Raw genomic sequence first — 24,106 nt, 5'->3', positions numbered from 1 at the left:
ATATTTTTAGTTTTTATGGTTATAGTTTTTGCTAAACCACATTGTCTAAATCTAAACTCTTAAGCGGGATTACCTTTGAAAAGTATCACCAATTATTTTACCTTCTGTGGTTTAAGCCATGCTGTTCATGGGGTTCGAAACACCATTGTAAACTTCGGCCTGGGCTGCAAAAACTCACGCAAGGTAAGCATCCAGGACGTTTCTTCATTATTTTAATCCGGAGCGCCGGATTGGTATGCTGTTAACTGGCATAAGCATTAGCTTATAGCCTGCCTTGAGCGTTACCTTGACCTGCTTTATCTTTTTCTGCAGATAAGCCGATACGCCCTGTATGGCTCCCTTGCTTAGGTCGGATGTGACCTGCGCACCCGCGCTCTGCGTCATGGTAAAGCCTGTTCCCACGCTACCTCCAATATTGGCCATAATCTCCTTTGCCGCGTCCATTTCCAACGAGCCGGGGATATGGATGCCTTTCTGCCCGTCCGTATCATAGGCTGTCATCTCCACAGAGATAATTGTTCCCTGGTACTCGATCGATACGATTTGAATATCCAGCCGTTCGCCCCGTACCTTGGCAATCCCTGTCAGGATGGTATTTTCAGGTATCAGCGTTGTTCCCGCCATCAATGGTCCGGTCAGCCGCAAGCGTGCCGCCTGCCCGTCAATAAGGGCCTGGTCTTCATGGATAACGGCAGGGATCGTATTTTTGGCGCTTACTCCGGTTTCACTGCCCACCGTATGGAAGCCTGTGTTGCGGGGCTGGTCATACATTTGGAACAGGTCTTCGTTACTCATGCTTTGGGCCAGTGACGATACCGTATTCTTTTGTACCTGCCGGACAGGGCTGACCGTTGCCTTTTTATTTTGAGACGAAGCATCCTTCCCGTAATTCTCAATCCTGCTTTTCAGGGAATTGCCGTTTCCCGGAAACGGCTCTCCCTGATTCTGCGTCTGCGGCATATACCTGGCTGCCATCTCGTAGGATTTTTCCATCAGAGCCAGTTGCTCGTCCATTGCAGATTGCTTGCCATCTTTTTCATTGAGCTTCGCTTCCAGCTCCTCCAGCTTCTTCTTCATTTCTTCCTTTTCGGGATCGTTATTGGGCTTTTCATAGAAATTACCCAATGTACGGTTCATGTCCCGGTAGGCGGAAACGGAGTTATCGATGGGCGCTTTCTCTTTTTTAGTTGTTGCCTGCCGACTGTCCTTTGTTTCATCAGCCAAATCGATTGTTGCCTTTTCACCTTTGGAACCCTCCAGCATATCAGCATAGCCCTGCAAAGACTGCATCCGCTCTTTTTGCCGTTGTTCCGCCTGTTCCTGTTCATAGGCGCTCATCTTGTCGCCGACGATACCCTCCTTTTTCGGGTCGGGGATATCGGCGTTAAAGCCCGTGCCCGTCTGCTCTTTGGCCTGGTCTTCTTCCGATGGGGAGTATATCAGCCACATGCAGCCCGCGCAAATAACAGCCATCAATGCGTAAACCGCATATTTCTTTAGCTTTTGCTTCTGGCTTTCGCTTAGTCCTGGTTTATCAGCCATAATTTTTCTTCTTTTCAATGTTTATACTATCCAAAGCCGAAGTGTCTATTTCCGAATCCATAAATCTGGAATCCCACTTGCCTGACTTTGTCCTTTCTAATTCCAGCTTCTTGATATGCTCTATCTTGAGTTGTTCTTTGCGTTCCTGTTCCCTGCCCCAATTTGCAATGGATGTAAATGTGAAGTAGAGATTGAGGATCGTGAACAAGAAAAGCATTATCAGAATAACTGTCAGCCGCTTGTCGGGAGTGATCTCTCCACAGAGGTCTTTGAGCCTGTCCTCAAACCAATACCCCAGTTCTTTTATTCGCTCTTTCATAATTTTTCGTGGGTTACCCATCTCCCCCTCTATTGGAGGGGGATGGGGGGAGGTGGTTATCTATCCAATACCCTTAAATCCTTATTCTCTTGTATCTCAAAACCTTCGATGGTAAACCCCTGCGGATTGTTATCCGAGCGGACGGAGTTCAGAAGTCTGCAAGTAGTTACCAAACTACGTTCCGTGATATTGCTCTCCCGGATAATCATCTGCCGTGCATAAGTATTCACCTGATAAGGGTATGTATCCAGATTGCAGGAAATGCTGTCTATCTGTATGGCCTGGTTGATATTCCCGGAGATGATGCGGTTATAAAATCCCTTCTCCGATAAGTCCTTATAGTAATTGAAAGCGCTTTTATCAGAGAGGAACAACGCCCTTTGGATATTGCTTTCGATAGCCGCCTTATCGGGAGACAAGGTGAAGAAGAGTTCATGAAACCGTTTGACGTGTTCGCGGGCTTCCACAGGCCTGTTTTGCGACAGGTCCTGCGACAGGGCGAGCATCAATGATTTTCCATTGTCCAGCACATAGATCTTTTGCCGTTGCGCTTCCGCAAAGCCGTAGGCGCTCCAGACGGAGTAGCCGGCTACAACAGCGCACAGGCACAGGAAGGCAATGCCGAAGATGCGGAGCTGTTTAAAGCTCGATTCAATATTTTTTAATGATTTAAATTCCATGTTTTTAATTTGAAAATTTGATAATTAGCAAATTGGCTCCGCCGAACGTTGTTTCGGAAATGAATTGAAAACCGGCGGAGCCAAACACCTTGTATGAAAGCAATTCGCTAATATCCGATACAATGTTCGGTGTTAGCCAATCTGCCCATATACCAGTTTAATTGGCTCATTGAGTTTTTCCCGGGGAGCCGGAGTTTCCGCTGTTTCCTCCGGAACTGCTGCTTCCGCTACCTTTTAACCTTCCCGCTATATTCCCCGTGGCTGCTCCCGCTGCGCCGCCTGCTATTGCAGCACCCCTGGTAGCCGTGCTGTTCACATTCTTGCCGAAATTGCCCATGCCGCCCGCCGAGATAATCCATCCGGCAACCGTAGGGATTGTGAAATAGCCGACAATGCCGATTATAAGAAAAACTATATAAATCGCGTCTGAGCTATCCAGTGAAAAGTTGGGGTCGGCCTGCATACGCTCGATATCCGATTGCAGCATCAGCGATTGAAGCCTTGCCAGTATCGTGCTGAACAGGTCGGATACAGGCAGCCACAGGTACACGGAGATATAGCGGGTGATCCATTGGGTAAGCGTCGATTGGAAGCCGTCCCATACCGAGATGGCAAACGCAAGTGGTCCGAGGATCGAAAGGACAATCAGGAAGAAGGTGCGTATTACGTCGATAATCAAAGCCGCCGCCTTGAAAATGATTTCCAATACCTCCCGGAAAGCTTCGCGTATCCATTTCTTGGTCTGGTACAATCCCCGTTCGATATACATGCCTGCTATCTCCCCTGCATCGGTAATCCCCAACTGATCCAGCCTCTCCTCAAAGATATCGTTGTCTACCAGGTAGGCGGTCTCCGGGTTTCTCCGCATGGCCTCGTATTCCAGCTTGTCCTTGATCTGCGCATACTTCTGCATATCCAGTGTTTCGGATTGCAGCATCCCGTTGGTTCCCTGTACCACGGGACTCATTATGCTGTTGATGGTTCCGAGTACGACAGAAGGAAAGAACATAATACACAGGCCGATGGCGAAAGGACGAAGAAGCGGATACACATCTACCGGTTCCGCCCGCGACAGGGATTGCCATACACGGTAAGCGACATAGAACAGGGCTCCCAGCCCGGCAATTCCTTTGGCTATGCCGATCATGTTACCGCACAGGGGCATCATCTGGTCGTACAGCGTACGCAGTGTCTGGTGAAATTGATCGAAATCCATGTTTTTTTAATTTTTTAATGTGAGAATGTGCCGATGTGCCAATATGAATACCTTTTGTACTGGTATCACTACATCTGCATATTGAGTCATTTGTTAACTGATAACTGATAACTGTTGACTGTTGACTGAAACTACCAGTAGCGTTCGGAAGGATTGCCGTATAAGGCATTTATCCGGGCTGTTTCGCCTTTCTTCTTAGCCCTTAGATAAGATACCCCGATATTCTTGTTCGTATAGTAGCGGACAAGGTTCCGGTATTCCAGCATCGAATCATGGCAGCTGTTGACTACATCCATACGGTCCTTATCCGAAAGGGAGAGCGTACTGATATTCACCACCCCTTTCAGTTCGTTCAGCACATCGCCGCTTTGCTCCAACAGCTTCGCATAGCCGTTGGCAATGGCATTGAGTTCCTCTGCCGAATAATTGGGATCGGACAGCATCTTTTGGAAGTTATTGACATAGATATCCGATATCTCGCCTACCATCAGGATGGTCTTCTGCACTTTTTTGGCGTCCTTGACCAGTCCGTTTACAGCCTTCAACGCGTCATAATACTGTTTTGACTGGTTATAGACCTTTTGAACCTCCTGAAAACTTTTGACCATATTTGTGGCCGTCGTCGTGGTCTGGGTGACGTTGCGGGTCGTATTGACAATGCTCTGTGCCAGGTTTGAAGGGTCAAACACCGCCCACTGGGCTTTTGCCTGCGTTGCCGTAAGCATGCAGCTCACGCACAACATGAAGATTTTTGTTCTCATATTAAATTTATTTTAGTAAGAAAAATGATTGATAGAGACCCGCCAGTCAAGTCTCTCTTTGTAGATTGGAGGCTACGTGCGCTCCGCCAGTTGTTTGATGGCCAGTTCTATATCACCATCCAGTTTTTCGGCTAACTGCATCACTTCCAGTTTTTCGGTTTCCTCTGTGGTGTAAGCCAAATATTCCGATTTAGAAACTTCAGTAGCATAAACAGCCGATTGTGCTCCTCCTAACCCGATCCAGACCTCTTTATAGATTCGGCCCGGATTATTCGACATATTAATGGAAAGGATCTGAGCCTTTTCCTTCTCTGTCAATCCGAGCAATGCCTGTATTGAATCAAACTTATTCATATACTTGCGCTGGTCTAAAAGTATCTTACAATCGGAATTGTTGATAATGGCATCCTTGACAATCGGAGATGAAATAATATCGTCAACTTCCTGTGTAACAACGATTGCCTCTCCGAAGAATTTACGAACGGTTTTATAGAGATACTTTAAATAATCGGCCATATTCGGGGAGGAAAGAGCCTTCCAGGCTTCTTCACAGATGAATTGTTTCCGGATACCTTTGAGCTTTCTCATTTTCGAAATAAATGCTTCCATAATGATGATAGTGACCACCGGAAAAAGCTCGCGGTTCTGTAGGCTAAGCACCCGGCGCCGTTCCATATTACTATAGTCGGTTTCCAAGCACTCGCCTCCGAACCGGACGTACACCTTCCAGCGTATCCGGCTCTCCACTAAAGTATCAGTCTTGTTTTCCAATGTCAGTCAATTTGTGGCAACTCGCACAGAGCGCGATTGTTTTTCTACGTCGTGCAATCATGTGTCTTTCCCAAGGCTTTTTCTTATCTAAACCTTTGAGTTTTCTTACATGATGCATATGTAGTTTCTTATCCGCAGCACCACACAGTTCGCACTTCTTGGCTTTCAACCTGTCGGTTAAGCTAGTTGTACTGGTCGTGTATGTTATTGCGAGGTTATCCACCCATGACTGATAGTTTTGGGTTTTTCGTTTGAAACCTTCGTTGTAAAAGACTCTGATTTTGCTTTCGCCTTTTCGGGTTTTGAAGTGTACGGTAAATACTTTGTTTTGCTTATACTTACGAGCAATCTTTACAACAGTTGTTCTGTACTTACATGCAAAAGTTTTGTACATACTGTATTCCATAATATACTTAAAGGCGTGCATTATCGAACAGTTGTTAGCAATTGAATAATAATTATAGAAACCTCTGATTTCAGAGTTATACCTATCAAGGATTTCAAGGTCGTCATTGTTTATGAACTGAACCCGGGCTTTGGGTTTCCATCGCTCTTTACCATTGTGTGTTTTGATTTGTAATACACCATATTCGAGCAATTTCTTCTTCATCACATCCGTTGTCAGCTTTAGATATACCTTTTTGTTAAAGGCTCTCATTAGACGACCACTTTTATTCCTTTTGGTAAGATTGGATTTACGGACATAGATTTCATATCCGAGGAATTTTGCGGATTTTTCCGAATAGGTAATCAAAGTTTTCTCATCAGAGAGTTCAAGTTTCAGTTTGGATTGAAGAAAATTCTTAATATCCTCTTTGACCTTTTGACTGTCTTCTTTACTACCGATTATTCCAATAAGAAAATCATCTGCATACCTCACATATTTCATTCGTCTGTAATCGCAATCCATTTCCTCTCCACATGAGATTGAGGCTCTTGACCTGTCAAATGCTTTAATCTGTTTGATAATTGTTTTTCTTTCATCTTTGTCAGCTACACTTTTTAGTTTCGCTACAGCAAGCCTTTTCCCATATTCGTATTGGATACGCTCTTTGTTTGTTTTGCGGTTTTCCCCTTTATCGAATTTTCGGATGTATTCCATCATGTACTTATCCAGTTTATCCAGATAAATATTTGCCAGTATTGGGCTGACAATACCACCTTGCGGTGTTCCGCTGTGGCTCTTATGAAATTGCCAATCTTCGATATACCCTGCGTTCAGGAATTTTCGAATCAGACACAGGAATCGTTCATCGGAGATACGTTCTCTTAGTATATCAATCATAATATTATGATCGATATTATCAAAGAAACCTTTAATGTCTCCTTCAACGAACCATTTTGCGCCGTTGAATGACTTTTGAATCTGGCTTAATGCAGTATGGCAACTTCGTTTGGGTCTGAAGCCGTAGGAACAGTTTTCAAAATGTCCTTCATAAATGGCTTCGAGAATCATCCTGATTACCTCTTGCAATAATTTGTCATCAAAAGCTGGTATTCCCAAAGGACGTACTTTCCCGTTTTTCTTTGGTATGTACGTTCTTCTTGAGGGTTGGGGCTGATAACTCTCGTCTTTCAACGATTGTATCAGTTTCTCAATGCGAGTAAGGTTCATTCCGTTTATTGTTTTTCCGTCAGAACCCGGTGTCATATTGCCCGGCTTTGCATAAATGTGCTGGTAGGCAACATAATACATCTCTTCATTGAACAAAACACGATAGAGTCTTTCATACTTATACGTTGAAAGCTTGCTATGTTTCGTCAGACTGTTTAATACTCTTTCTGAATCTCTCATAATGTCTCTCACATTTTTCGTTAATTGTATTAAAACTACTTTAGCTGCCCCCCTTCGCCATGTACAGGTCATTACCCTGCTCGGACTACTACGGAGGCTCCGTTACCACTCCGGATATTCAGGGGCTGCCCCCATAGCCTTACAACTGGCTTTCCGGTTTAGGTAATCCCCGTTTGCATACATAAAGAACTATGAGACTATACATAGTCTCTGGCACGACAGAGTGTCGGATACGACTTTCATCCTTTACCACATATTGTAGTTGCGCTGTGATTAGTTCCTGCACTTCCTCCTCAAGGACTGGAAAAAGCGAATCACAGTACGACGAGTATAGTTATCTTAACGTCGCAGGTACAGCCTAATACCGCTCGGATTATCGTTCAATCAATCCAGATTTTATCCTCATAACTGTCTTTTCATCAACCCATTCAGTCGCAGCCTGATAACTGGCTGACTTATGGTCGTCCCGGCATGCTACACTCCCTGTCCAGTTAATTTCCCTTTCAGATAAGCCGGGTGATGATAGGTTTTTCAAAGAACACTTACCTAGTCCTTGCCAAAGGACATTTCTTATGCTGCCTTGACGGGCGCACCCTTTATGGCATCAATTTCGAATACTATAAACCGTTTGTTGAGTAGATCCAGTTCCTTGTCCGAGTTCAGCAGGAAGTCAAAGCGTCCGCCTTTGTAATACTGCCGGAGCGTTGTCAGCAGGTTATCGATGTTGAAATCCGCTTTGCTAACCTCTATCTCCCTTTCCCTCAATGCAACCTTATACTCATCACGCATAAACTCATAGAAGGTATTGAAGCTTGGGACAATACTCCGGTCAGTCTGTATCTTTGTGATATACTCATCCACAGCGCTGCCAAGCTCTCCCGATTCGGTTTTTGTGATTTTATCATCCTCGCTTTTCCAGAGAGTCAGCAATAGGGTTTTCAAACTGTCCTTTTTCTCCACATCAAACTGATTGTCTCCGGTATAGAACGGATTAAACGAGATCGGCTTTTCTTCGGTATAGGTAAAGTAAATCCCGTCTTCCCCTTTTGTCTTGCTGCGGATCATTTCACACAAACCCTGATAAGAGTTACCCGTATCGACTAGGACAACATGCGTACCCTGTTCCCAGTATTGGCGGACGAGGTGGTTCATAAAAAAGGACTTTCCGCTACCCGAAGGTCCCAACACGAACTTGTTCCGGTTGGTGATAATCCCTTTCTTCATAGGCAGGTCGGATATATCCACATGCAGCGGCTTGCCCGTTACCCGATCTACCATCTTGATACCGAAAGGAGATGGGGAAGATTTGTAGTTTGTTTCTTCCACAAAGAAGCACAAAGCCTGTTCGATAAAAGTATAGAACGATTCCTCGCTTGGAAAATCCCCCTGGTTGCCCGGAATGCCTGCCCAGAACAGAGTCGGCGTATCGACCGTGTTATGCCGGGGCTTACATTCCATCAATGCCAGCTGGCTGCCTGCATCGTTCTTTATCCGGGATAGCTCTTCCCTGTCTTCACTCCATGCCATTACATTGACATGGCAGCGCACGGAGGTTAATCCGAAGCTATGGGCATCATTGAGATACTCTTCGATCCACTGCTTGTTAATCTGGTTTGAACGGCTGTACCTTGATAAGGAGTGCATATTCCTTGCCTGCCTTTCAAAGCGTTTCAGGTTTTCCGCATGGTCATCAATAAAAATAAACTGATTCACGATGTGGTTACACGAAAGTAGTACACCAATGGGTGCAGCAAAAGACAAACGGCAATCACTTCTATCGGTAGATAATCGTTCATAGCGAATATCGGTCTGTACATTGTTCGGTAGATCTTCGGTATCGGAAAGCGTATGCAGACACATATACTTATCGCCGATCTTCATTTCACCTGAATGAAGTGCCATATCCTGCAAACAAGTGGTATCTTCCTGCGACAGGGAGAAATACTTTTCGATAATGCCTGCCTCTTTATCTGTTCCTGCAATCTCACCGGTAGTCAGCCTGCTTAACTTTACAAACCCCGAGTCATTGATAATGCGTTCAAATTGGCTAACTGATTCCAGGAACCTTTGTGCCGTCTCCCTGTCCTGCATCTCCTTTGGAACGATAAAGCCGCGGGTTAAAGCATTGAAGCTGCTTTGCTGCCGGGCCCGTTCTTTAGTGGTCTTGGTTAGGAACAGGTAGCAGGCGTGGTTCAGGAATGGCCGTTCGTTGAAGTGACGCTCGAAACTTCGGGCCAGGAAACTGATGTCATCCTTATTCAGATCTGGCTTATAGTCTTCTTCGGTAAACCAGTCCTGCTTGCAGACAATCGAATAGTTCGGCAATACTTTAATCGCTTTTGCCCATGCCGAATGTATTGCTTCATACTCCGCACTTGTTACGGTAAACAGTTCGGGAAGTTCCACCCGGTAGGCAACGGTAATATCCGCGTCTTTACTCAGGATGCAGTCGTATTCAACTGCCAGCAATGGGAATTTGCTCTCTAATGTAGCTGCTGTTAGTATGTTCCGCATAGATCCTCCTTTCTTTTGATTCTTGAGGCCAACCGGATAATGCGCCTGCGGTTAATGATATAGCGGGGATGGTTTTTGACTGCCTGCAGTTTCATTAAGCCATGCTCCCCGTATTTATCGTTCAGGTAAAAAGTGCCCCAAACCAATATCCCGGCAGTGACAATGCCGAATCCGATACAAAACATTTGATTGATACCAATCATATACATAATCACAAAGACGATAAAAACCGAGAGCAGACCGCCTGCGAAAATAAAGAGGTATTGGGATTTCAAACCCTTAAACTCAGCAGGCTTGCCGATCCCCTTGTTGATTGAATATTCCATTCTTTTTATTTTTAATTTTTTTTCGTGGTTTACAAAAAGTCCCCCTTGGGGGATTGAGGGGGCTTAGAGGAAGAATGAACGAAGGATAGTAGCCGCCACGATCAGGAAGATACAGGCCCCGAACCAGGAGGAGGCGGTTTTGGATGTATCGGGATCGCCTGAGCTGAACTTTGAGTAGACTTTTACCCCTCCGATCAATCCCACAACGGCGCCGATGGCGTAAATCAGTTTGGTAGCCGGATCGAAGTAGGAAGTCACCATATTGGTAGCATCGGTAATCCCCTGCATGCCGTTGCCCTGGGCAAATACACCCAACGTACTTAACAGTAATACTGCTGAAAACAATACTCTTTTTTTCATTGTCGAAATATTAAAAAGTGATACAAAAAATGAATTCGGCAGCGAATATATAATGTATAAAACGTTGATTTAAAGCCCTGGCGATGTGTTACACCATATGTCGTCATGTGTCACCGATATCTGTAAAAAAAACTTCGTTATTCATATAAAAGCAATCCGGTCTTTTCAGTTATCACACATACTTTCCCATGTCAAAAGATCCCATATCTTCCGGTACCTTTTTCGATTTCCTGACCATCAGGGGCTTTCCGTTATCATCCAGACAGTCATTCATCAACTGTTCCACATTATCCAGATTGCTCACCTGATTGGTGAAGAACTCAAAAAGGTCGGTATCCCTGATGCGGTGTATCGTTTTTGCAGCTTCAATAATCTGCCTTTCATCGTCTGTGGCTACGGTTAGCACGCCTACGGCATTCACCATTTCCTCATAGGTGAGTCCGGAGGAGAAATCAGGGTCAAGCCCCGGCGCCAAATCGTCCATCGCTTCAAAGCGTTCCTGTCCTTCCAATATCTCTTCCGGCGTTTTAGGTTCGGGTGAAAGATCCGATTCCACATCATCATCCGATATCTCCGGCTCTTCCCCTATAAAACCGGATGGTTCCAGTTTCTCGCTATAGGCCGGGACTTTGGCTGCCAGGCCGGGATCCTCCAGATATACAAGCCTTGTCTTCCCGACCACATCCCCGGCTTCTTCCTCCGTAGCTGCCGCGGCTACCGGCGCCGGCGTTTCCTTCTCCGGCCTGACGGGTATCCGATCTCACAAACCGGACAGCCGCCCGTTAAACAGTAATGCCCAAACCTTATAAAGAACATAGCCGCATACAAGCAGCTTTACCATAAAATATATATAACTCTCCATCATAGCTATAAAAGTAAACCGGTATTATTCCTGTACATATCGTTGATCTCATCCCTGTATTCCTTCAGGTGGTTCTCCAGTACATTATCGATAAAATTAGGCACGCTGATGTCTTTGGCGATAATGCTGAGAATCTTTGAAATCTTATCATATAAATCCGCATTGACATAAGTCTGCCTCTTTGTCCCGGCATTCTTCTTCAGGAACAGGGACATGTAATCCTTCGGTTCACGCCTGCGCCTTGCTTTGGACTGCACGGTCTCTTTCTCCGGTTCCCCTTCAGTATTCTCATCTGGAATGTCTTTTTCCGTTTCTTTTTCCGGAACCGGTTTTTCATTCACCGGCTCGTTGTTCAAACGCGGAATATCTCCGGTCATCATGGACTTGATTAGCTCTTCGTCCACATCCACCTCTTTTCTTTTTGCCATATCCTTAGAATTTTAAGATTTTACACAATTCGTCCGCCAATTCATCGATACAGCTTCCCTTCAATAATTTCTGGGGAGGAGGGAAAAGGGTACTCCTGAAAAACGGCTTTCCTTTCACAGAGAGTTCCTTATCGAAGCGCCTCGATTCGGGGAGTACCGTTTCCAGGACTTTCAGGTTAAGCCGTTCCATAATTTTACGGTAGGCGTCATAGACTTCCGTACTGGCGCGCCGGTCCACCCTGTTCCAGAAAAAGAGGAAATCTTTCAGGGGTATCCCGGATTTTCCTTTCAGGTAATCGAGAACGGCCGTAGCGAACGACATGGTACTCTGCATCACGATCCTGTCCGCTACAACCGGCGTCAGGACATAGTCCATATTGATAATGGTTTTGAATACCCCGTCCGAGGAAAGGCTTCCCGGAAGGTCCACAAGGATAATATCGAGGTTGGGATCGGCTTCCAGCAATTCCCCTATCTTATCCCTCGCGTCCGCGGGAGTGGAATCGACAACGCTATAAGCCTTTTTCCGGATATTTTCCCATTGTACCATCATCAACTGCTTATACCCGTCTGTTTTTTCAACCGTCTGCATATCCCTACCCCGCATATGGCTTATGCTGTGCTGGAGGGTGTCGCAATCGACGACCGCCACATTTATCCCTTTCACATAATGCAGGTAACCCGCCAGCAGGATGGTTACCGTCGATTTGCCCACGCCTCCCTTTTGGTTGGACATGGCTACCAGTAATGTCTGTTTCATCTTAAAACTGTTTTTAGTAAAAAAAATAATTTGTTTTGCTGCATTGCCGCATCCGTGCAGTGACATGGTATGGCAGGAAGGCATTGCTGTCATATCGCAAGTATGCAATCATGCACTCGCGCGTTGAAGCATCAATGTGTTATTGCCCTGTCGCATCAGGACATTGTCGTCACCTTGCACGGATGCAACCTTACGACAGAGCATTGTCACCATGCTGCGTCAATGCCTCGTTATTTTGCGGCAATAGTATGTTATTGCATGATTACATGATTACACGATTACATTCCCACCATATCGCAGTATCGCATTGAAGCATGACTGACTTGTTGCCATTCTGCGCTGTCATCTTCCTGCCATACAGCATCAATGCCCCGCGGCATCATTATCCCATTACATGATTGCCTTGCAATCCTGCCGCATTATTATGCCATTACCCTGATGCACGCCTGCATTATTGCCGCAAATAAAAAACGAATTCTCCTTTTTTCCTCCCTTTTTTTCTTCACTGACGAGATATGACACCGTATGTCGTCTTGTTACATAGTACTACCTGTTTTACATGAAGCCTGTTGAGTCTAACTTTGCCTTTGAAATGATATACAGTTACGATAATGGAAAAACCAACCCACAGAACCGGCAGATATATACGGCTGCCAATAATTTGCAGCAGGCAAATTTATGTTCAAGCGAACATGGCAAGTTGTGTTCCTTGCTGCACGAAATACTTCTTGCAGCGCGAAACAACTTGCCGCCCGCCTTACGGCTCGGGGCGGTTTACTCCATAGTCGTAAACCGTGCCGGAAGATCACTAACAGTTAATAATTACCTGATATGAATGATGATAATAAGGACAGAAAGAATAAACAGGTGGGACGAAAACCGAAAGTAAATCCTTCAAAGCACAGGTACACGGTCAACCTGAATAATGAAGAAAATGACAAATTCCGCCTCTTACTGGAACAATCCGAAGTGGAAAATATAAGCCGTTTTATCCATCATGCCGTCTTTTCAAAAGAAATAAAGATTGTAAAAGTGGATAAAGCCACGATGGATTATTACATCCGGTTGACTAATTTCTACCATCAATTCCAGATGATAGGGAATAATTATAACCAGACGGTGAAAGCCTTAAAGACCAATTTCAGTGAAAAAAGGGCTTTGGCATTGCTCTATAAACTGGAAAAAGCAACCATCGAACTGGTACTTCTTTCAAAACAAATTGTTGCATTAACCCGCGAATTCGAAGACAAATATTTGAGTAAGTGAGGACAAAGGAAGCCCACTTGCTATGTCGAACGTAAAAATATTATGTAAATGGTTGCAAAAATAAACCGGGGCAGCTCGCTTTACGGAGCATTGATTTATAATCAGCAGAAGGTAAATAATGCTACGGCAAGGATTATTTCCGGCCACCGGATGATTACCGATGTTACCGGAAATACAGACAGGATCGTTCAACAGACGATGCTTTCATTTGAAAATTACCTGCTGGCCAACAAGAATACCGAAAAGCCCATCCTTCATATTTCACTCAACCCTTCGCCGGAGGATTACTTATCGGATAAGCAATTCACCGGTCTTGCCAAAGACTATATGGACAGGATGGGCTATGGGGACCAGCCGTATATTGTATATATGCATGAAGATACCGGGCGCAGGCATATTCATATCGTTACCACCTGTGTCGATGAGAACGGCAACAAAATATCCGACACCTACGAATGGAACCGCTCAATGAAGGTTTGCCGCGATCTGGAACAGAAATACGGACTTAAGAATGTTACGGACAAGAAGAATGAATTACTGGAACCTTACCTTAAAAAGGCGGATTACAGCAAAGGAGATATCAAAACCCGGATTGCCAACATCCTTAAAAGCGTAAGGAATTCCTACCGTTACCAGACTTTCGGGGAATACAGCGCCATACTGTCCTGCTTCAATATCGAAGTCAGACAGGTAAAAGGAGAATATGAAGGAGTACCTTTTACCGGTATTGTTTATTTAATTACGGATGACTCAGGGAAGCCTGTCTGCGCGCCGGTAAAGTCTTCCCTTATCGGAAAAAGCTTCGGTTACGGTGGTTTGGAAAGACGGATGAAGCATAATACAAAAGAGTTCAAGGCAGGAAAATGGAAGCCCCGGATAAAGAATGAGGCAGCTTTGGCAATGCATGGTTCCGGCGGAGACCGGGAAAAATTTGTAACCTCACTCAAAAGGCAGGGTATCGATGTCGTTTTCCGTGAGAATGAAGAAGGACGCATATACGGGGTAACATTTATAGACCATAATTCAAAAGAAGCCTGTAACGGTTCCCGCCTAGGAAAAGAATTTTCAGCCAACCGGTTCAACAGCCTGTTTAACGGGCCGTCGGACGGGAACCGGACAAAGGATAGCAACCTGGGGCAAGGCACTTTTACAGGAAACTACCCGTCGGATGCCTCGGAAGAATCGGCTATCGAACAGGTATTCGGGATATTCGGTTTCGAACAGCACGGGGATGATCCGGAAGAACAGAGATTCATTCGCAGGACAACGAAGAAGAAAAAGAAGAAGCAAAGACGGATTTAATCAGCAAATGATCCTTCATTTTCAAATCTGCTAATTTTCACATATTTAAATTAATATATTATGCAACAGGAAGACGATTTGAGGGGACTGGCCAAGGTCATGGAGTTTATGCGGGCCATATCCATTTTATTTTGTGTGATCCATATCTACTGGTACTGCTATGAAGCGGTACTCGATATGGGAATCAACGTCGGGGTAGCGGATAAAATACTCCTGAACTTTCAAAAGACGGCGGGCTTGTTCAGCAACTTATTACTGACAAAAATGTTCGCCGTCATTTTCCTTGCCCTTAGCTGTCTCGGGACAAAGGGTGTCAAGAATGAAAAAATCACCTGGGAGAAAATATACGCGGCCCTGCTTTCCGGGCTGGTATTCTTTTTTATGAACTGGTGGATACTGCATTTACCCTTTCCCCCCGCGGTAAATATGGGTTTGTATGTGCTGACCCTTACCACCGGGTACATATTGTTATTAATGGCTGGCGTATGGGTAAGCAGGATGCTTAAGCACAACCTGATGGAAGACGTCTTTAATGAGGAGAACGAGAGCTTTATGCAGGAGACCCGCCTGATTGAAAACGAATACTCGGTAAACCTCCCGACTACATTTTACTATCAGGGCAAGACATGGGACGGATGGATCAATGTCGTGAATCCATTCAGGGCCGCAACGGTACTCGGAACACCGGGTTCGGGAAAATCCTATGCCGTGGTCAACAATTTTATCAGGCAGCAGATCTCCAAGGGCTTTGCCGTTTATATCTACGACTATAAATTCGATGACCTGTCGGTGATTGCTTATAACGAGCTTCTTAAGAACATGCACAATTACGAAGTAAAACCTAAATTCTATGTGATTAATTTCGATGACCCGCACAAATCCCACCGCTGTAATCCCATCGCCCCGGAATTTATGACCGACATCTCCGATGCATATGAAGCTTCGTATACAATTATGTTAAATTTGAACCGCACCTGGATTCAGAAGCAGGGGGACTTCTTTGTGGAATCACCAATAATTCTCTTAGCAGCAATTATCTGGTACCTCAAAATTTATAAGGAAGGCAAATATTGCACCTTTCCCCATGCCATCGAATTTCTGAACAAGCCATATGCCGATATATTCACCATACTTACGTCTTATCCGGCACTGGAAAACTACCTTTCTCCCTTTATGGATGCGTGGCAGGGGGGTGCTGCAGATCAGCTGATGGGACAAATTGCGTCGGCTAAAATTCCGCTTTCGAGGATGATTTCGCCACAACTGTACTGGGTAATGACAGGCAATGATTTTACCCTCGACATCAACAATCCCCAGGAACCCAAAATCCTCTGCGTCGGCAATAACCCCGACCGCCAGAATATCTATTCGGCGGCGTTGGGATTGTATAATTCACGTATTGTAAAACTGATAAACAAAAAGGGAATGCTAAAATCTTCGGTCATTATCGACGAGTTGCCGACAATTTATTTCCGGGGTCTGGACAACCTGATTGCTACTGCCCGGAGCAACAAGGTCGCGGTTTGTCTCGGTTTCCAGGACTATTCGCAGCTAAACCGCGACTATGGGGACAAGGAAAGCAAGGTAATCCAAAATACAGTCGGGAACATTTTCTCGGGGCAGGTTGTAGGAGAAACAGCTAAGAACTTGTCAGAGCGTTTTGGTAAAGTCCTTCAAAAAAGGCAGTCCATTTCGATTAACCGGCAGGACACTTCTACTTCAATCAATACACAGATGGATTCACTGATTCCGGCATCCAAGATCGCCAATTTATCACAGGGTATGTTCGTGGGTTCGGTGGCGGATAATTTCGGAGAGAAGATAGACCAGAAGATTTTCCATTCCATGATTGTAGTGGATAACGAAAAGGTTGTCGCTGAGGCTAAGGCGTATAAAAAGATCCCTGTAATCAATGATTTTAAGGATGAGAACGGAAACGACATTATGCAGCAGCAGATAGACCGTAATTACAACCGGATCAAAATGGATGTCATCAACATAATAGAGGATGAGAAGGAACGCATTCGTAAAGATCCCGACCTTTGCCATTTACTGGGCGAGAAAAACGAAGAGGAAGGAATGGATGAAGATTAATCATCCGCATAGTTTTTAGTATTAAATAAATAACAAATCAACATATGAAATTAAAAGTATTGAACTTATACAACAGGAAATTATTGACTGATTGCGACATAACAGCTGTTGAGTTCAACCTTTGAAAGAACAAAGAAATATTGGTAAAATGTTAGGATACTGCACGGTAGCAGTAAATATGTATTTGATAAAAAGTGAAGAAATATATGGAAATTATAATGTAAGTTGAACCATGTGATTTGGATTAATCACTTTTTATTTGAAAGATATATATGGCTGAAATAAATCCGGACAGAATGTATTCATTCTCTATCTTGGTTTTATTATTTTCATTTATCTCTAAGTTCCCCCATATATGAAAATATCACCACCATCCTTTTTCCTTATTAAAAATATAACGATTTGATTCATGATCCTCCAGGCCAGTAAGAAGAGAGAATGAAGAAATCAATTCCTCATATAGCTTATATCCTAAAGGTTGACTGGATTTTAACACTTTCATTTTTTCCTTCACGTTAAGATATTTTGGAAACCAATTTCTGTTAGTCTTTTGTAAGAAATCTGCTTTGTTTTTCTTTTTCAATAACTCAGCCTCTTTAAAACGTTTTTCTTCTATTAGTTTCTGATACGGGATCAACCCCTCAAAATCAGGATAAGCACTTCCATATAATTCTCTCCCTAAAGCGTTTATTTCGGCTCTCAGTCCATTGTAAAATTTGAGAAACCAATCTCTTGTAACTGTTTTTATAGCTGATTCATTTGGCATAAATGGGATGATTCGAAAAACAAGCAGCCAATATTCATCCTCTTCCTTACGGCATCCTAAAAGATTTTCAATAACTCTATGGTCTATTTCCAAATCAGGGTAAATTAAGTGGATATTATGAAAAAAAGCGCTCAGGATACGGATATCCTCCTTCTCAAACCTCGCGAGTTCAATGGATGACAATAAAGTTCTAACTATTGTTTTTAACTCATTATACTTCTCTCCGGATTTCAGTTTCAATAAAAAGATGTCGGAATTACTTATCCAGGTAAGAAGCGTGTTGAGTTCAATCATCGACAAGCCCGGATTCTTTATCATTCGTTCAAATCCTGTATATAAAGACACCAAGTCTGCATCGTTAATTTCGATTGTACCTTTTCGTTGATCGGGGAGAAAACCTATAACGTTTAGCAATCTGGAATTAACATTGCACAAAAGTAATTTTCTATATGCTGAGGCGTCTTTTGATATGAACCGTACAAAAAACTCGAACATCGATGGATGATAAAAGTCATATTCAGAGCCATTCCATTTTAGCATACTCCCATCAAGTTCATTTAACATATCATTGAAGGACATTAAAATAGGCTTTCTTAAGTCATCACAAATCGTATTATAACTATATGCGATAGATTGTACTGTACCATTCAAGGATAACAATGTGGATAATAATGTGATTTTCTTTTCATCACTTAGGTTATCAAAATCTTTTTTCAAATAGTCGTCCGGATAATCAAGATGTTCGAAGATATTACCTATGCCAATGTTAGTAGTATTTGCAAAATATGATCTTATTGTTTCTGGAGAAAAATTCTTATGATTTATTATTTTCTTCAAAACGTCCTCTTTTATAGCCTTATAAGTTGGATTTGCTTTTCTATAATATCGATAAAGGATACTCTCTTTTTCTTCTTTTGTGAGTAATTGAACCTCAACCGTTATTTTAGTTATGTAATTGCCTTTAATATTGTCAGCGTAATTAATAAACGCTTTATAAATGTACTCACGACTGGTAAATACGCATTTATGCTTCTCATCAACCAACTCATATATATACTCCATTTTACGATTAAAGGAGTCTGCCCTATATAAATCCACATTATATTTACCAAAAGCATCGTCAAAAAGAAATATCTGATTTTCTTTTTCGTCATAATAATTGTCAAAGTCTTCTATCTTGTCGATTTTATATGGGATATAAGACTTTTCTCCGAAATATTTTAAGAGCAGCATTTCTGCATTAAATGTTTTACCTGATTTTGAGTGACCGGAAAAAATCAATATGTTCTTTTCTTCTAAAGTCAGATATGCTTTCTCAAAAATATTAGTATAGATAAAATTCGACCTGTTTTTTGTAAATACAGACAGCCAGGCAGATGAAATAGTTCGCTTACTGCTTTTTAAGATATTTTCGATTAAGTGCTTAAAATCAACTGCTTTTAATATGACAGGATAATTCCACTTTATACTATCGTGTTCGTCGATACACGCTTCTATGTTTCTATATGAATAAATTTCAAATCTAATTCCAGATAAATTATTGTCGGAAATAAAATTATTGAATAAGTCCGATAATTCGTCATATTGAGAACCGGAAACAGTTATGTTCGTTACCAAACAGTATAAATTATAATCTAATCTATTTTCTACAAAGACTTTGTTTAATTCACTTTTCAGGTCTTTCTTTAAACCACTAAAACTATTTATCTTAGACTTATGTTTCGCTTGAAAAATGCACTTATATTCTACATTCTCATTTTTCCAAAAACCTGTCTTTCCATTATATAGGAAATCCCGGCCTTTATCACTTCCTCCTTCGATAAATACGACAGAAGGACCGATGTCAAAACGTAAACAATTGTAAGCAAGTAACTCAAATTGCTGCCATTCCAGATTAACAAGATCGTATTTTTGCATATTTCAATAATTATTTAATATAAGAATATTTCCGAAAATAACAGAAGCAAGCTACCAAACGAGGGATTTTTTCAGGATATAAGCTGTATTCCTGAGACTTTTTTACATGACGTCTAAAAATCCATTCTCAGAACTCCTTCTTCCGGATCATCAAAAGCATGACATTTACTTAAAAAATCTTCCATAGATTCAACATCATCACCATACAGATTATAACTGAATTTTCGGACTTTCTGCATCGCATGGATAAAAACGTTCGGGTCATTTTGTCTGCTAAGGCGGCGTAACGCCAGTAAATAATCATTCCGGAAAACGGTTGGTATAATTATTTTGGCCTCTCCGGCGGAAGTTAGTTCCGCATTCATCATAACACGGGCAATTCGTCCGTTCCCATCCAGGAAAGGATGTATCTCGCTTATCATGAACATCATGAAAACAGCCCTTGCGAAAGGTTTTTGCAATGCCTGATAAAATTCAAAACCTTTCATCAAAGTACCTCTGACTAAATTGTAATCGACAAAATAGGTGTTTCCGGCCCTGTTATTTTCTGTTTTGAACATTCCGGGTAGTTTATTAGGGCGGGCAGACAACATGATCCGGTGGCGTGATTGCAATAACCGGATTAGTTCATCAGTCGATTGGGGTACCCGTTTCATTTCATTGCGGCTTGAAACAATATAAAATGTCCCTAATACATCATGAGAATCTTCATTACGCGCAGGCATGGGTTGATTGGTTTCAATAATCCGGCGCGCGTCTTTCAGCTCGAACTCAGTGCCTTCAATGTAATTTGAAAAATAGCTTTCAAAAAATGCAAAATTACGGTATGCTGTTTCCGTATTATTACGATCCTCGAAAGTTTCGTACTCACGCTGTTGAAGTTCTGTGAATAAAACCTGAAATAATTCCAGACGCATCGGGTCATAGGGTTGCCCAAATGCTCTTGCCATAGCCAACCGGGATGTTAGTATGTTAGAAGATTGGGTAGACAATAAGGCGCTGATAATTTTATTCAACTTTTCGAACTCTTCTTTCATATTCAGGCTTTCTGCAACATCCCGGGCCTTATCCCGTAAGACATTTAAAGCATCCTCTCCATTTGTTCGTATAATTGCTTCCAGTTTCTCTTCTATAACATCTTGGAGAAGTGTCTTAGATTCATCTCCTTTTTTCTTCGAGACCTGCATATTTTCCAGAAAAGCCCTTTCTTGCCGGGATACATATAAGCCTTCGATAAATGGGGTATCATCCGGCATCCCTGCTTGTCCTTCCATTAAATGAACTGTAATTCCCGGTAAAGATACATTTCGGTTATATGAATATGTTAAAAAAATATGCCCGCTTGGAGTCGGCCGGAATTCAAAAGCTGACCGATGGCTTATTACAGCTTCAGGAAACAGACGCCCCAATATAATAAAAAGGTTTCTCTTTATGATGGCTTCAGGTGAATCTGTCAAATTGGAGGTATATACCCTGGTTGCAATTTTACGAATCACACCTTCCTTCAGCATTTTAGAAATCGCTCTGGATTCTGCTTTGTCTGCAGATGCGAAGAGCACTTCAGAGAGATATAAGTGAGGATTTTTTTTCATTATAATTCTTATTTCCTACAAAAATAGAGATTTTTTCAGATTATAAATATGTAATATCGGCATTTCTTTTCATTATGAAAACTAAAACTATACATTTCTATCTATAAATGACAGTAGCAATTTAAAATGTATGAGTATCGCCCATCTCCATGACACCTCCTCTTTGGCTTCCCATGCAGTCCCTTTTTTAAGATAACTTGAATCCCGCTTTTTCCGCGTTCAGGCCCTGAAGGGTTTTAGGTAAAAATTTCCGGGCGCTTCACTTGTAAATTTTCCCCGTAAAAAACGCTCCAAAAGCAAGATTCAAGTTGCGGGTATGATCAGGGACTTAGCATGTGAAGCCGAAACGATGACGCATATTAAAATAGCGGGAAGGGGGATATTATGGCAAGGCCCTTATCCCGGATATTGCAAAACCTTTACAATATATAATACTATATTCTATTCGTCTTTCGCATCCTGCCTTATAAGAATAAGAAACCCTAAGCCGGGGACTAAAGCTGCTCTCCTCACGAATCTGCATATTCGTTTAAGTTATGCAGCTCCGCCCATTTCCTGCAAATTCTTTCTCTCGTTTTTTATTTTTTCTCCCGGTTCGTTAGCCTGTCTCTCCTTTTGTATTCCGGCAGGTTTCTACCTTGCCACGATTTCATCCTTTTTCGTTTTTTACTCATCTCATTTTCTCTGGATGATGAAACAAGATGCTATATGATGAAACAGATAGCCATCTGGTTTCAAAACAGCATTTTGTATTGCTATGCCGCCTATTTTTGAAGCGATAATTTATTTATTCACCTGTCAAAAAACAAAAAATATGGCGGAAGGAAACATCCGGGGCGACACCCCAAAACAACCAATCCGGGAGAATGAGCAGTTGAGCGACATCATCCTCATCCTCGACAAAATGGAACTGCTGTTGCAGGCAGTCTCCAAGCTCGGCAAGGACGGGAAATACGAAACCGTGCCTGCCGACAAAAAACACAGGAACTCTTTCCTGAAGGTAGACAAGTATTCCAATATCGTGGAAAACTTTTTTAAGAACCTTTGGAGCCAGCTGAAAGACCCGACCCATTTCGGAATCCTCACCATGAAATTCAGCGAAATGGACAAGCCGGAGAATAAGCAGGCGATCAAAGACCTTGCCGAAGGGAAGCAAACCGATGCTGTGGCTGAATTTCTCAAAAAGTATGAGATAAGGCCGAAAGATGCCGCAAAAGAACAAAGTATTAACAGTAAACAAGATGAGACAATGGCAAAAAAGACAGAAGGACAAGAACAGCAACAGGTTCCGCCTGCTGACGATAAGCAGCCGAGAATCCGCTACAATGAAGCGATGATCAACTGGGAACAGCTTAAAAACTTCGGGCTGTCCAAGGAATTCCTACAGGAAAAAGGACTCCTTGAACAGATGCTCCGGGGCTACAAGACAAACCAGGCAGTACCCATCACCATGAACTTCGGCTCCGCTGTGTTACGCACAGACGCGAGGCTGTCATTCCAGCAATCGGCGGCAGGCCCGGTCGTGCTTGGCATCCACGGCATCCGCCAGCAACCCGAACTCGACAAGCCCTTTTTCGGGCATATCTTTTCGGAGGAAGACAAGAAGAACCTGCGCGAAACGGGGAATATGGGCCGTGTTGTGGAACTCAAGACCCGCTCGGGCGAATATGCTCCCTCATTTGTCAGCCTGGATAAGATGACCAATGAGATCGTGGCGATGAAAGTGGAGAACGCCTATATCCCGAACGAAATCAAGGATGTAAAACTGACCGAACAGGAGAAGAACGACCTGAAAGAAGGCAAGGCTGTTTACCTGGAAGGGATGACCGCGGCCAGCGGAAACGAATTCAATGCCCATGTGCAGTTCAATGCCGACCGCAGGGGGATCGAGTTCCGGTTCGAAACGGATAAGGTATTCAACCGCCAGCTGCTCGGCGGCGTGGAACTCTCTCCCAAACAAACGGAAGACCTCAATAACGGCAAGGCGATCTTTGTAGAGGATATGGTACGCAAGGACGGGGAGAAATTCTCCGCATTCGTCAAACTCGATGAAGCCAGCGGACGCCCGGCTTATACGCGTTACAACCCGGATTCACCCGAAGGAGCCAGGGAGATCTACATTCCCAAGGAAATGCACGGCGTGGTTCTTACCCCTCAGGACAGGGAAGAACTTGGACAGGGCAAGCCCGTATTCCTTGAAAATATGGTCAACCGCAAAGGAGAGGAATATTCATCCTTCGTTAAGCTCGACCTTGAGACGGGACGCCCAAGCTATTCCAGAACACCGGACGGATTCAGTGAACGGCAGGAATTTAAGATCCCGGCCGAAGTCTGGGGCGTTACGCTGACGGCCACCCAGCGCGGGAAACTACAGGATGGCAAAGCCGTACTGGTGGAGGGCATGAAAGGCTACGACGGTAAACAGTTCTCCCAATACGTCAAGGCCAATTTCAACCAGGGCAGGCTCGATTATTACAACGAGAATCCCGAACGGAAAAAAGACGCCTCACAGCGCAATGTGGTCAACCAGGGACAGGACAGGAAAAAGTCGCAGGGCAGGAGTGTAGGATAGGCATTTCTATTATTCATTAGACATTATATTCAATAAAGTTATATATGTTTCACAATCAGTGAAATTGAAATTCTGAAATTATGCAGACCGCAAGCAATAAGCATGACTAAATCGTCAAAACCAAACTTGCGACATCTGAATCGTTCTTTGACAATACGACATTTTTTGACACTACCGATGGCATGTTCAACAAGAATACGAAAACTTGATATTTTTCTGTTTTCTTCTTTTTGACTATCAGTTAAAGACTTGCTTTTTGGCTT

At 43.2% G+C, this 24,106-nt stretch carries 21 protein-coding genes and 2 pseudogenes; 6 read left to right on the top strand and 17 right to left on the bottom strand.

The features are described from left to right. Positions 1 to 207 precede the first annotated feature (207 nt). The 14 genes and pseudogenes from traM to IR083_RS22275 all read right to left on the bottom strand — a co-directional run bounded on the left by traM (position 208) and on the right by IR083_RS22275 (position 12,334). Entirely contained in the window at positions 208 to 1,542 is a 1,335-nt protein-coding gene (gene traM, locus IR083_RS22340; protein ID WP_194226002.1) for a conjugative transposon protein TraM, read from the bottom strand. Further along, a complete protein-coding gene (locus tag IR083_RS22335) occupies positions 1,535 to 1,861 on the bottom strand; it encodes a TraL conjugative transposon family protein (RefSeq protein ID WP_194226001.1) in 327 nt (108 codons plus the stop codon). Before IR083_RS22335 ends, traM begins: the two co-directional genes overlap by 8 nt. Before the next feature lie 56 nt (positions 1,862 to 1,917). Further along, the gene (gene traK, locus IR083_RS22330; protein WP_194226000.1) at positions 1,918 to 2,541 is read right to left on the bottom strand and encodes a conjugative transposon protein TraK; all 624 of its coding nucleotides are present in this window, start codon (positions 2,539 to 2,541) and stop codon (positions 1,918 to 1,920) included. Between the two features lie 166 nt (positions 2,542 to 2,707). Further along, positions 2,708 to 3,757, bottom strand: a complete 1,050-nt coding sequence (gene traJ, locus IR083_RS22325) for a conjugative transposon protein TraJ (RefSeq protein WP_194225999.1) — start codon at positions 3,755 to 3,757, stop codon at positions 2,708 to 2,710. Between the two features lie 131 nt (positions 3,758 to 3,888). Continuing rightward, entirely contained in the window at positions 3,889 to 4,518 is a 630-nt protein-coding gene (locus IR083_RS22320) for a DUF4141 domain-containing protein (protein WP_194225998.1), read from the bottom strand. A 72-nt stretch (positions 4,519 to 4,590) separates the two neighbouring features. Next, positions 4,591 to 5,166: pseudogene (locus tag IR083_RS22315) on the bottom strand (TraG family conjugative transposon ATPase); the annotation flags it as partial. Positions 5,167 to 5,272: 106 nt separating this feature from the next. After that, positions 5,273 to 7,084 (bottom strand): group II intron reverse transcriptase/maturase, encoded by a 1,812-nt coding sequence (gene ltrA, locus IR083_RS22310; protein ID WP_194225997.1) that lies wholly within the window; start codon positions 7,082 to 7,084, stop codon positions 5,273 to 5,275. 373 nt (positions 7,085 to 7,457) lie between these two features. Next, entirely contained in the window at positions 7,458 to 7,619 is a 162-nt protein-coding gene (locus IR083_RS22305) for a hypothetical protein (protein ID WP_194225996.1), read from the bottom strand. Positions 7,620 to 7,678: 59 nt separating this feature from the next. Continuing rightward, positions 7,679 to 9,598: pseudogene (locus IR083_RS22300) on the bottom strand (TraG family conjugative transposon ATPase); the annotation flags it as partial. Continuing rightward, positions 9,583 to 9,924, bottom strand: a complete 342-nt coding sequence (locus IR083_RS22295; protein ID WP_194225995.1) for a DUF4133 domain-containing protein — start codon at positions 9,922 to 9,924, stop codon at positions 9,583 to 9,585. The pseudogene IR083_RS22300 and the gene IR083_RS22295, both read right to left, overlap by 16 nt. A gap of 63 nt (positions 9,925 to 9,987) precedes the next feature. After that, positions 9,988 to 10,284 (bottom strand): DUF4134 domain-containing protein, encoded by a 297-nt coding sequence (locus IR083_RS22290; RefSeq protein ID WP_194225994.1) that lies wholly within the window; start codon positions 10,282 to 10,284, stop codon positions 9,988 to 9,990. A 172-nt stretch (positions 10,285 to 10,456) separates the two neighbouring features. Beyond that, positions 10,457 to 11,038, bottom strand: coding sequence for a DUF4122 family protein (locus tag IR083_RS22285; RefSeq protein WP_317174791.1), 582 nt, complete (start codon positions 11,036 to 11,038; stop codon positions 10,457 to 10,459). Positions 11,039 to 11,151: 113 nt separating this feature from the next. Next, positions 11,152 to 11,574: a DUF3408 domain-containing protein gene (locus IR083_RS22280; protein ID WP_194225992.1), complete on the bottom strand. Its 423-nt coding sequence runs from the start codon at positions 11,572 to 11,574 to the stop codon at positions 11,152 to 11,154. A 4-nt stretch (positions 11,575 to 11,578) separates the two neighbouring features. Further along, positions 11,579 to 12,334, bottom strand: coding sequence for a ParA family protein (locus tag IR083_RS22275; protein WP_194225991.1), 756 nt, complete (start codon positions 12,332 to 12,334; stop codon positions 11,579 to 11,581). A gap of 592 nt (positions 12,335 to 12,926) precedes the next feature. Between IR083_RS22275 and IR083_RS24520 the strand changes: the two genes are divergently transcribed. The 4 genes from IR083_RS24520 to mobC are packed head-to-tail and all read left to right on the top strand — an operon-like array spanning position 12,927 to position 16,996. Continuing rightward, a complete protein-coding gene (locus IR083_RS24520; RefSeq protein WP_206759872.1) occupies positions 12,927 to 13,169 on the top strand; it encodes a hypothetical protein in 243 nt (80 codons plus the stop codon). Next, positions 13,166 to 13,600 carry a conjugal transfer protein MobA gene (gene mobA, locus IR083_RS22270; protein WP_194225990.1) on the top strand — a complete coding sequence of 145 codons (435 nt, stop codon included), beginning with the start codon at positions 13,166 to 13,168 and terminating at the stop codon, positions 13,598 to 13,600. The genes IR083_RS24520 and mobA overlap by 4 nt, the downstream gene beginning before the upstream one ends. 48 nt (positions 13,601 to 13,648) lie before the next feature. Continuing rightward, positions 13,649 to 14,902: a conjugal transfer protein MobB gene (mobB, locus tag IR083_RS22265; protein WP_194225989.1), complete on the top strand. Its 1,254-nt coding sequence runs from the start codon at positions 13,649 to 13,651 to the stop codon at positions 14,900 to 14,902. A 60-nt stretch (positions 14,903 to 14,962) separates the two neighbouring features. Next, the gene (mobC, locus tag IR083_RS22260; RefSeq protein ID WP_194225988.1) at positions 14,963 to 16,996 is read left to right on the top strand and encodes a conjugal transfer protein MobC; all 2,034 of its coding nucleotides are present in this window, start codon (positions 14,963 to 14,965) and stop codon (positions 16,994 to 16,996) included. Positions 16,997 to 17,360: 364 nt separating this feature from the next. Here mobC and IR083_RS22255 read toward each other — a convergent pair whose 3' ends face one another. Together IR083_RS22255 and IR083_RS22250 are read right to left on the bottom strand one after the other, a co-directional pair. Beyond that, a complete protein-coding gene (locus tag IR083_RS22255) occupies positions 17,361 to 19,679 on the bottom strand; it encodes a hypothetical protein (RefSeq protein WP_194225987.1) in 2,319 nt (772 codons plus the stop codon). A 113-nt stretch (positions 19,680 to 19,792) separates the two neighbouring features. Beyond that, entirely contained in the window at positions 19,793 to 21,271 is a 1,479-nt protein-coding gene (locus tag IR083_RS22250; protein ID WP_194225986.1) for a Fic family protein, read from the bottom strand. Positions 21,272 to 21,587: 316 nt separating this feature from the next. Here IR083_RS22250 and IR083_RS24515 point away from each other — a divergent pair, with 316 nt between their 5' ends. Beyond that, the gene (locus IR083_RS24515; protein ID WP_206759871.1) at positions 21,588 to 21,983 is read left to right on the top strand and encodes a hypothetical protein; all 396 of its coding nucleotides are present in this window, start codon (positions 21,588 to 21,590) and stop codon (positions 21,981 to 21,983) included. A 102-nt stretch (positions 21,984 to 22,085) separates the two neighbouring features. Continuing rightward, positions 22,086 to 23,843 (top strand): DUF3945 domain-containing protein, encoded by a 1,758-nt coding sequence (locus IR083_RS22245; protein WP_194225985.1) that lies wholly within the window; start codon positions 22,086 to 22,088, stop codon positions 23,841 to 23,843. Between the two features lie 38 nt (positions 23,844 to 23,881). On the opposite strand, the gene IR083_RS22240 is transcribed toward IR083_RS22245, so the two are convergent. Next, positions 23,882 to 24,106: transposase family protein (locus IR083_RS22240; RefSeq protein WP_242052372.1), on the bottom strand; the 225-nt coding region annotated here is incomplete at its 5' end.

The organism is Dysgonomonas sp. GY75 (assembly GCF_015234155.1).
Lineage (GTDB): Bacteria > Bacteroidota > Bacteroidia > Bacteroidales > Dysgonomonadaceae > Dysgonomonas > Dysgonomonas gadei.
This window is presented reverse-complemented; position numbering and strand designations above follow the sequence as displayed.

Excerpts from the sequence above, each read along its gene's own strand:
- IR083_RS22290 (WP_194225994.1), bottom strand. The coding sequence starts at position 10,284 with ATGAAAAAAAGAGTATTGTTTTCAGCAGTATTACTGTTAAGTACGTTG.
- IR083_RS22295 (WP_194225995.1), bottom strand. The coding sequence starts at position 9,924 with ATGGAATATTCAATCAACAAGGGGATCGGCAAGCCTGCTGAGTTTAAG.
- traJ (WP_194225999.1), bottom strand. The coding sequence starts at position 3,757 with ATGGATTTCGATCAATTTCACCAGACACTGCGTACGCTGTACGACCAG.
- IR083_RS22250 (WP_194225986.1), bottom strand. The coding sequence starts at position 21,271 with ATGAAAAAAAATCCTCACTTATATCTCTCTGAAGTGCTCTTCGCATCT.
- IR083_RS22280 (WP_194225992.1), bottom strand. The coding sequence starts at position 11,574 with ATGGCAAAAAGAAAAGAGGTGGATGTGGACGAAGAGCTAATCAAGTCC.
- mobC (WP_194225988.1), top strand. The coding sequence starts at position 14,963 with ATGCAACAGGAAGACGATTTGAGGGGACTGGCCAAGGTCATGGAGTTT.
- IR083_RS22245 (WP_194225985.1), top strand. The coding sequence starts at position 22,086 with ATGGCGGAAGGAAACATCCGGGGCGACACCCCAAAACAACCAATCCGG.
- IR083_RS22275 (WP_194225991.1), bottom strand. The coding sequence starts at position 12,334 with ATGAAACAGACATTACTGGTAGCCATGTCCAACCAAAAGGGAGGCGTG.
- IR083_RS22335 (WP_194226001.1), bottom strand. The coding sequence starts at position 1,861 with ATGAAAGAGCGAATAAAAGAACTGGGGTATTGGTTTGAGGACAGGCTC.
- mobB (WP_194225989.1), top strand. The coding sequence starts at position 13,649 with ATGGTTGCAAAAATAAACCGGGGCAGCTCGCTTTACGGAGCATTGATT.
- IR083_RS22320 (WP_194225998.1), bottom strand. The coding sequence starts at position 4,518 with ATGAGAACAAAAATCTTCATGTTGTGCGTGAGCTGCATGCTTACGGCA.
- ltrA (WP_194225997.1), bottom strand. The coding sequence starts at position 7,084 with ATGAGAGATTCAGAAAGAGTATTAAACAGTCTGACGAAACATAGCAAG.
- mobA (WP_194225990.1), top strand. The coding sequence starts at position 13,166 with ATGAATGATGATAATAAGGACAGAAAGAATAAACAGGTGGGACGAAAA.
- IR083_RS22255 (WP_194225987.1), bottom strand. The coding sequence starts at position 19,679 with ATGCAAAAATACGATCTTGTTAATCTGGAATGGCAGCAATTTGAGTTA.
- IR083_RS24520 (WP_206759872.1), top strand. The coding sequence starts at position 12,927 with ATGATATACAGTTACGATAATGGAAAAACCAACCCACAGAACCGGCAG.
- traK (WP_194226000.1), bottom strand. The coding sequence starts at position 2,541 with ATGGAATTTAAATCATTAAAAAATATTGAATCGAGCTTTAAACAGCTC.
- traM (WP_194226002.1), bottom strand. The coding sequence starts at position 1,542 with ATGGCTGATAAACCAGGACTAAGCGAAAGCCAGAAGCAAAAGCTAAAG.
- IR083_RS24515 (WP_206759871.1), top strand. The coding sequence starts at position 21,588 with ATGATCAGGGACTTAGCATGTGAAGCCGAAACGATGACGCATATTAAA.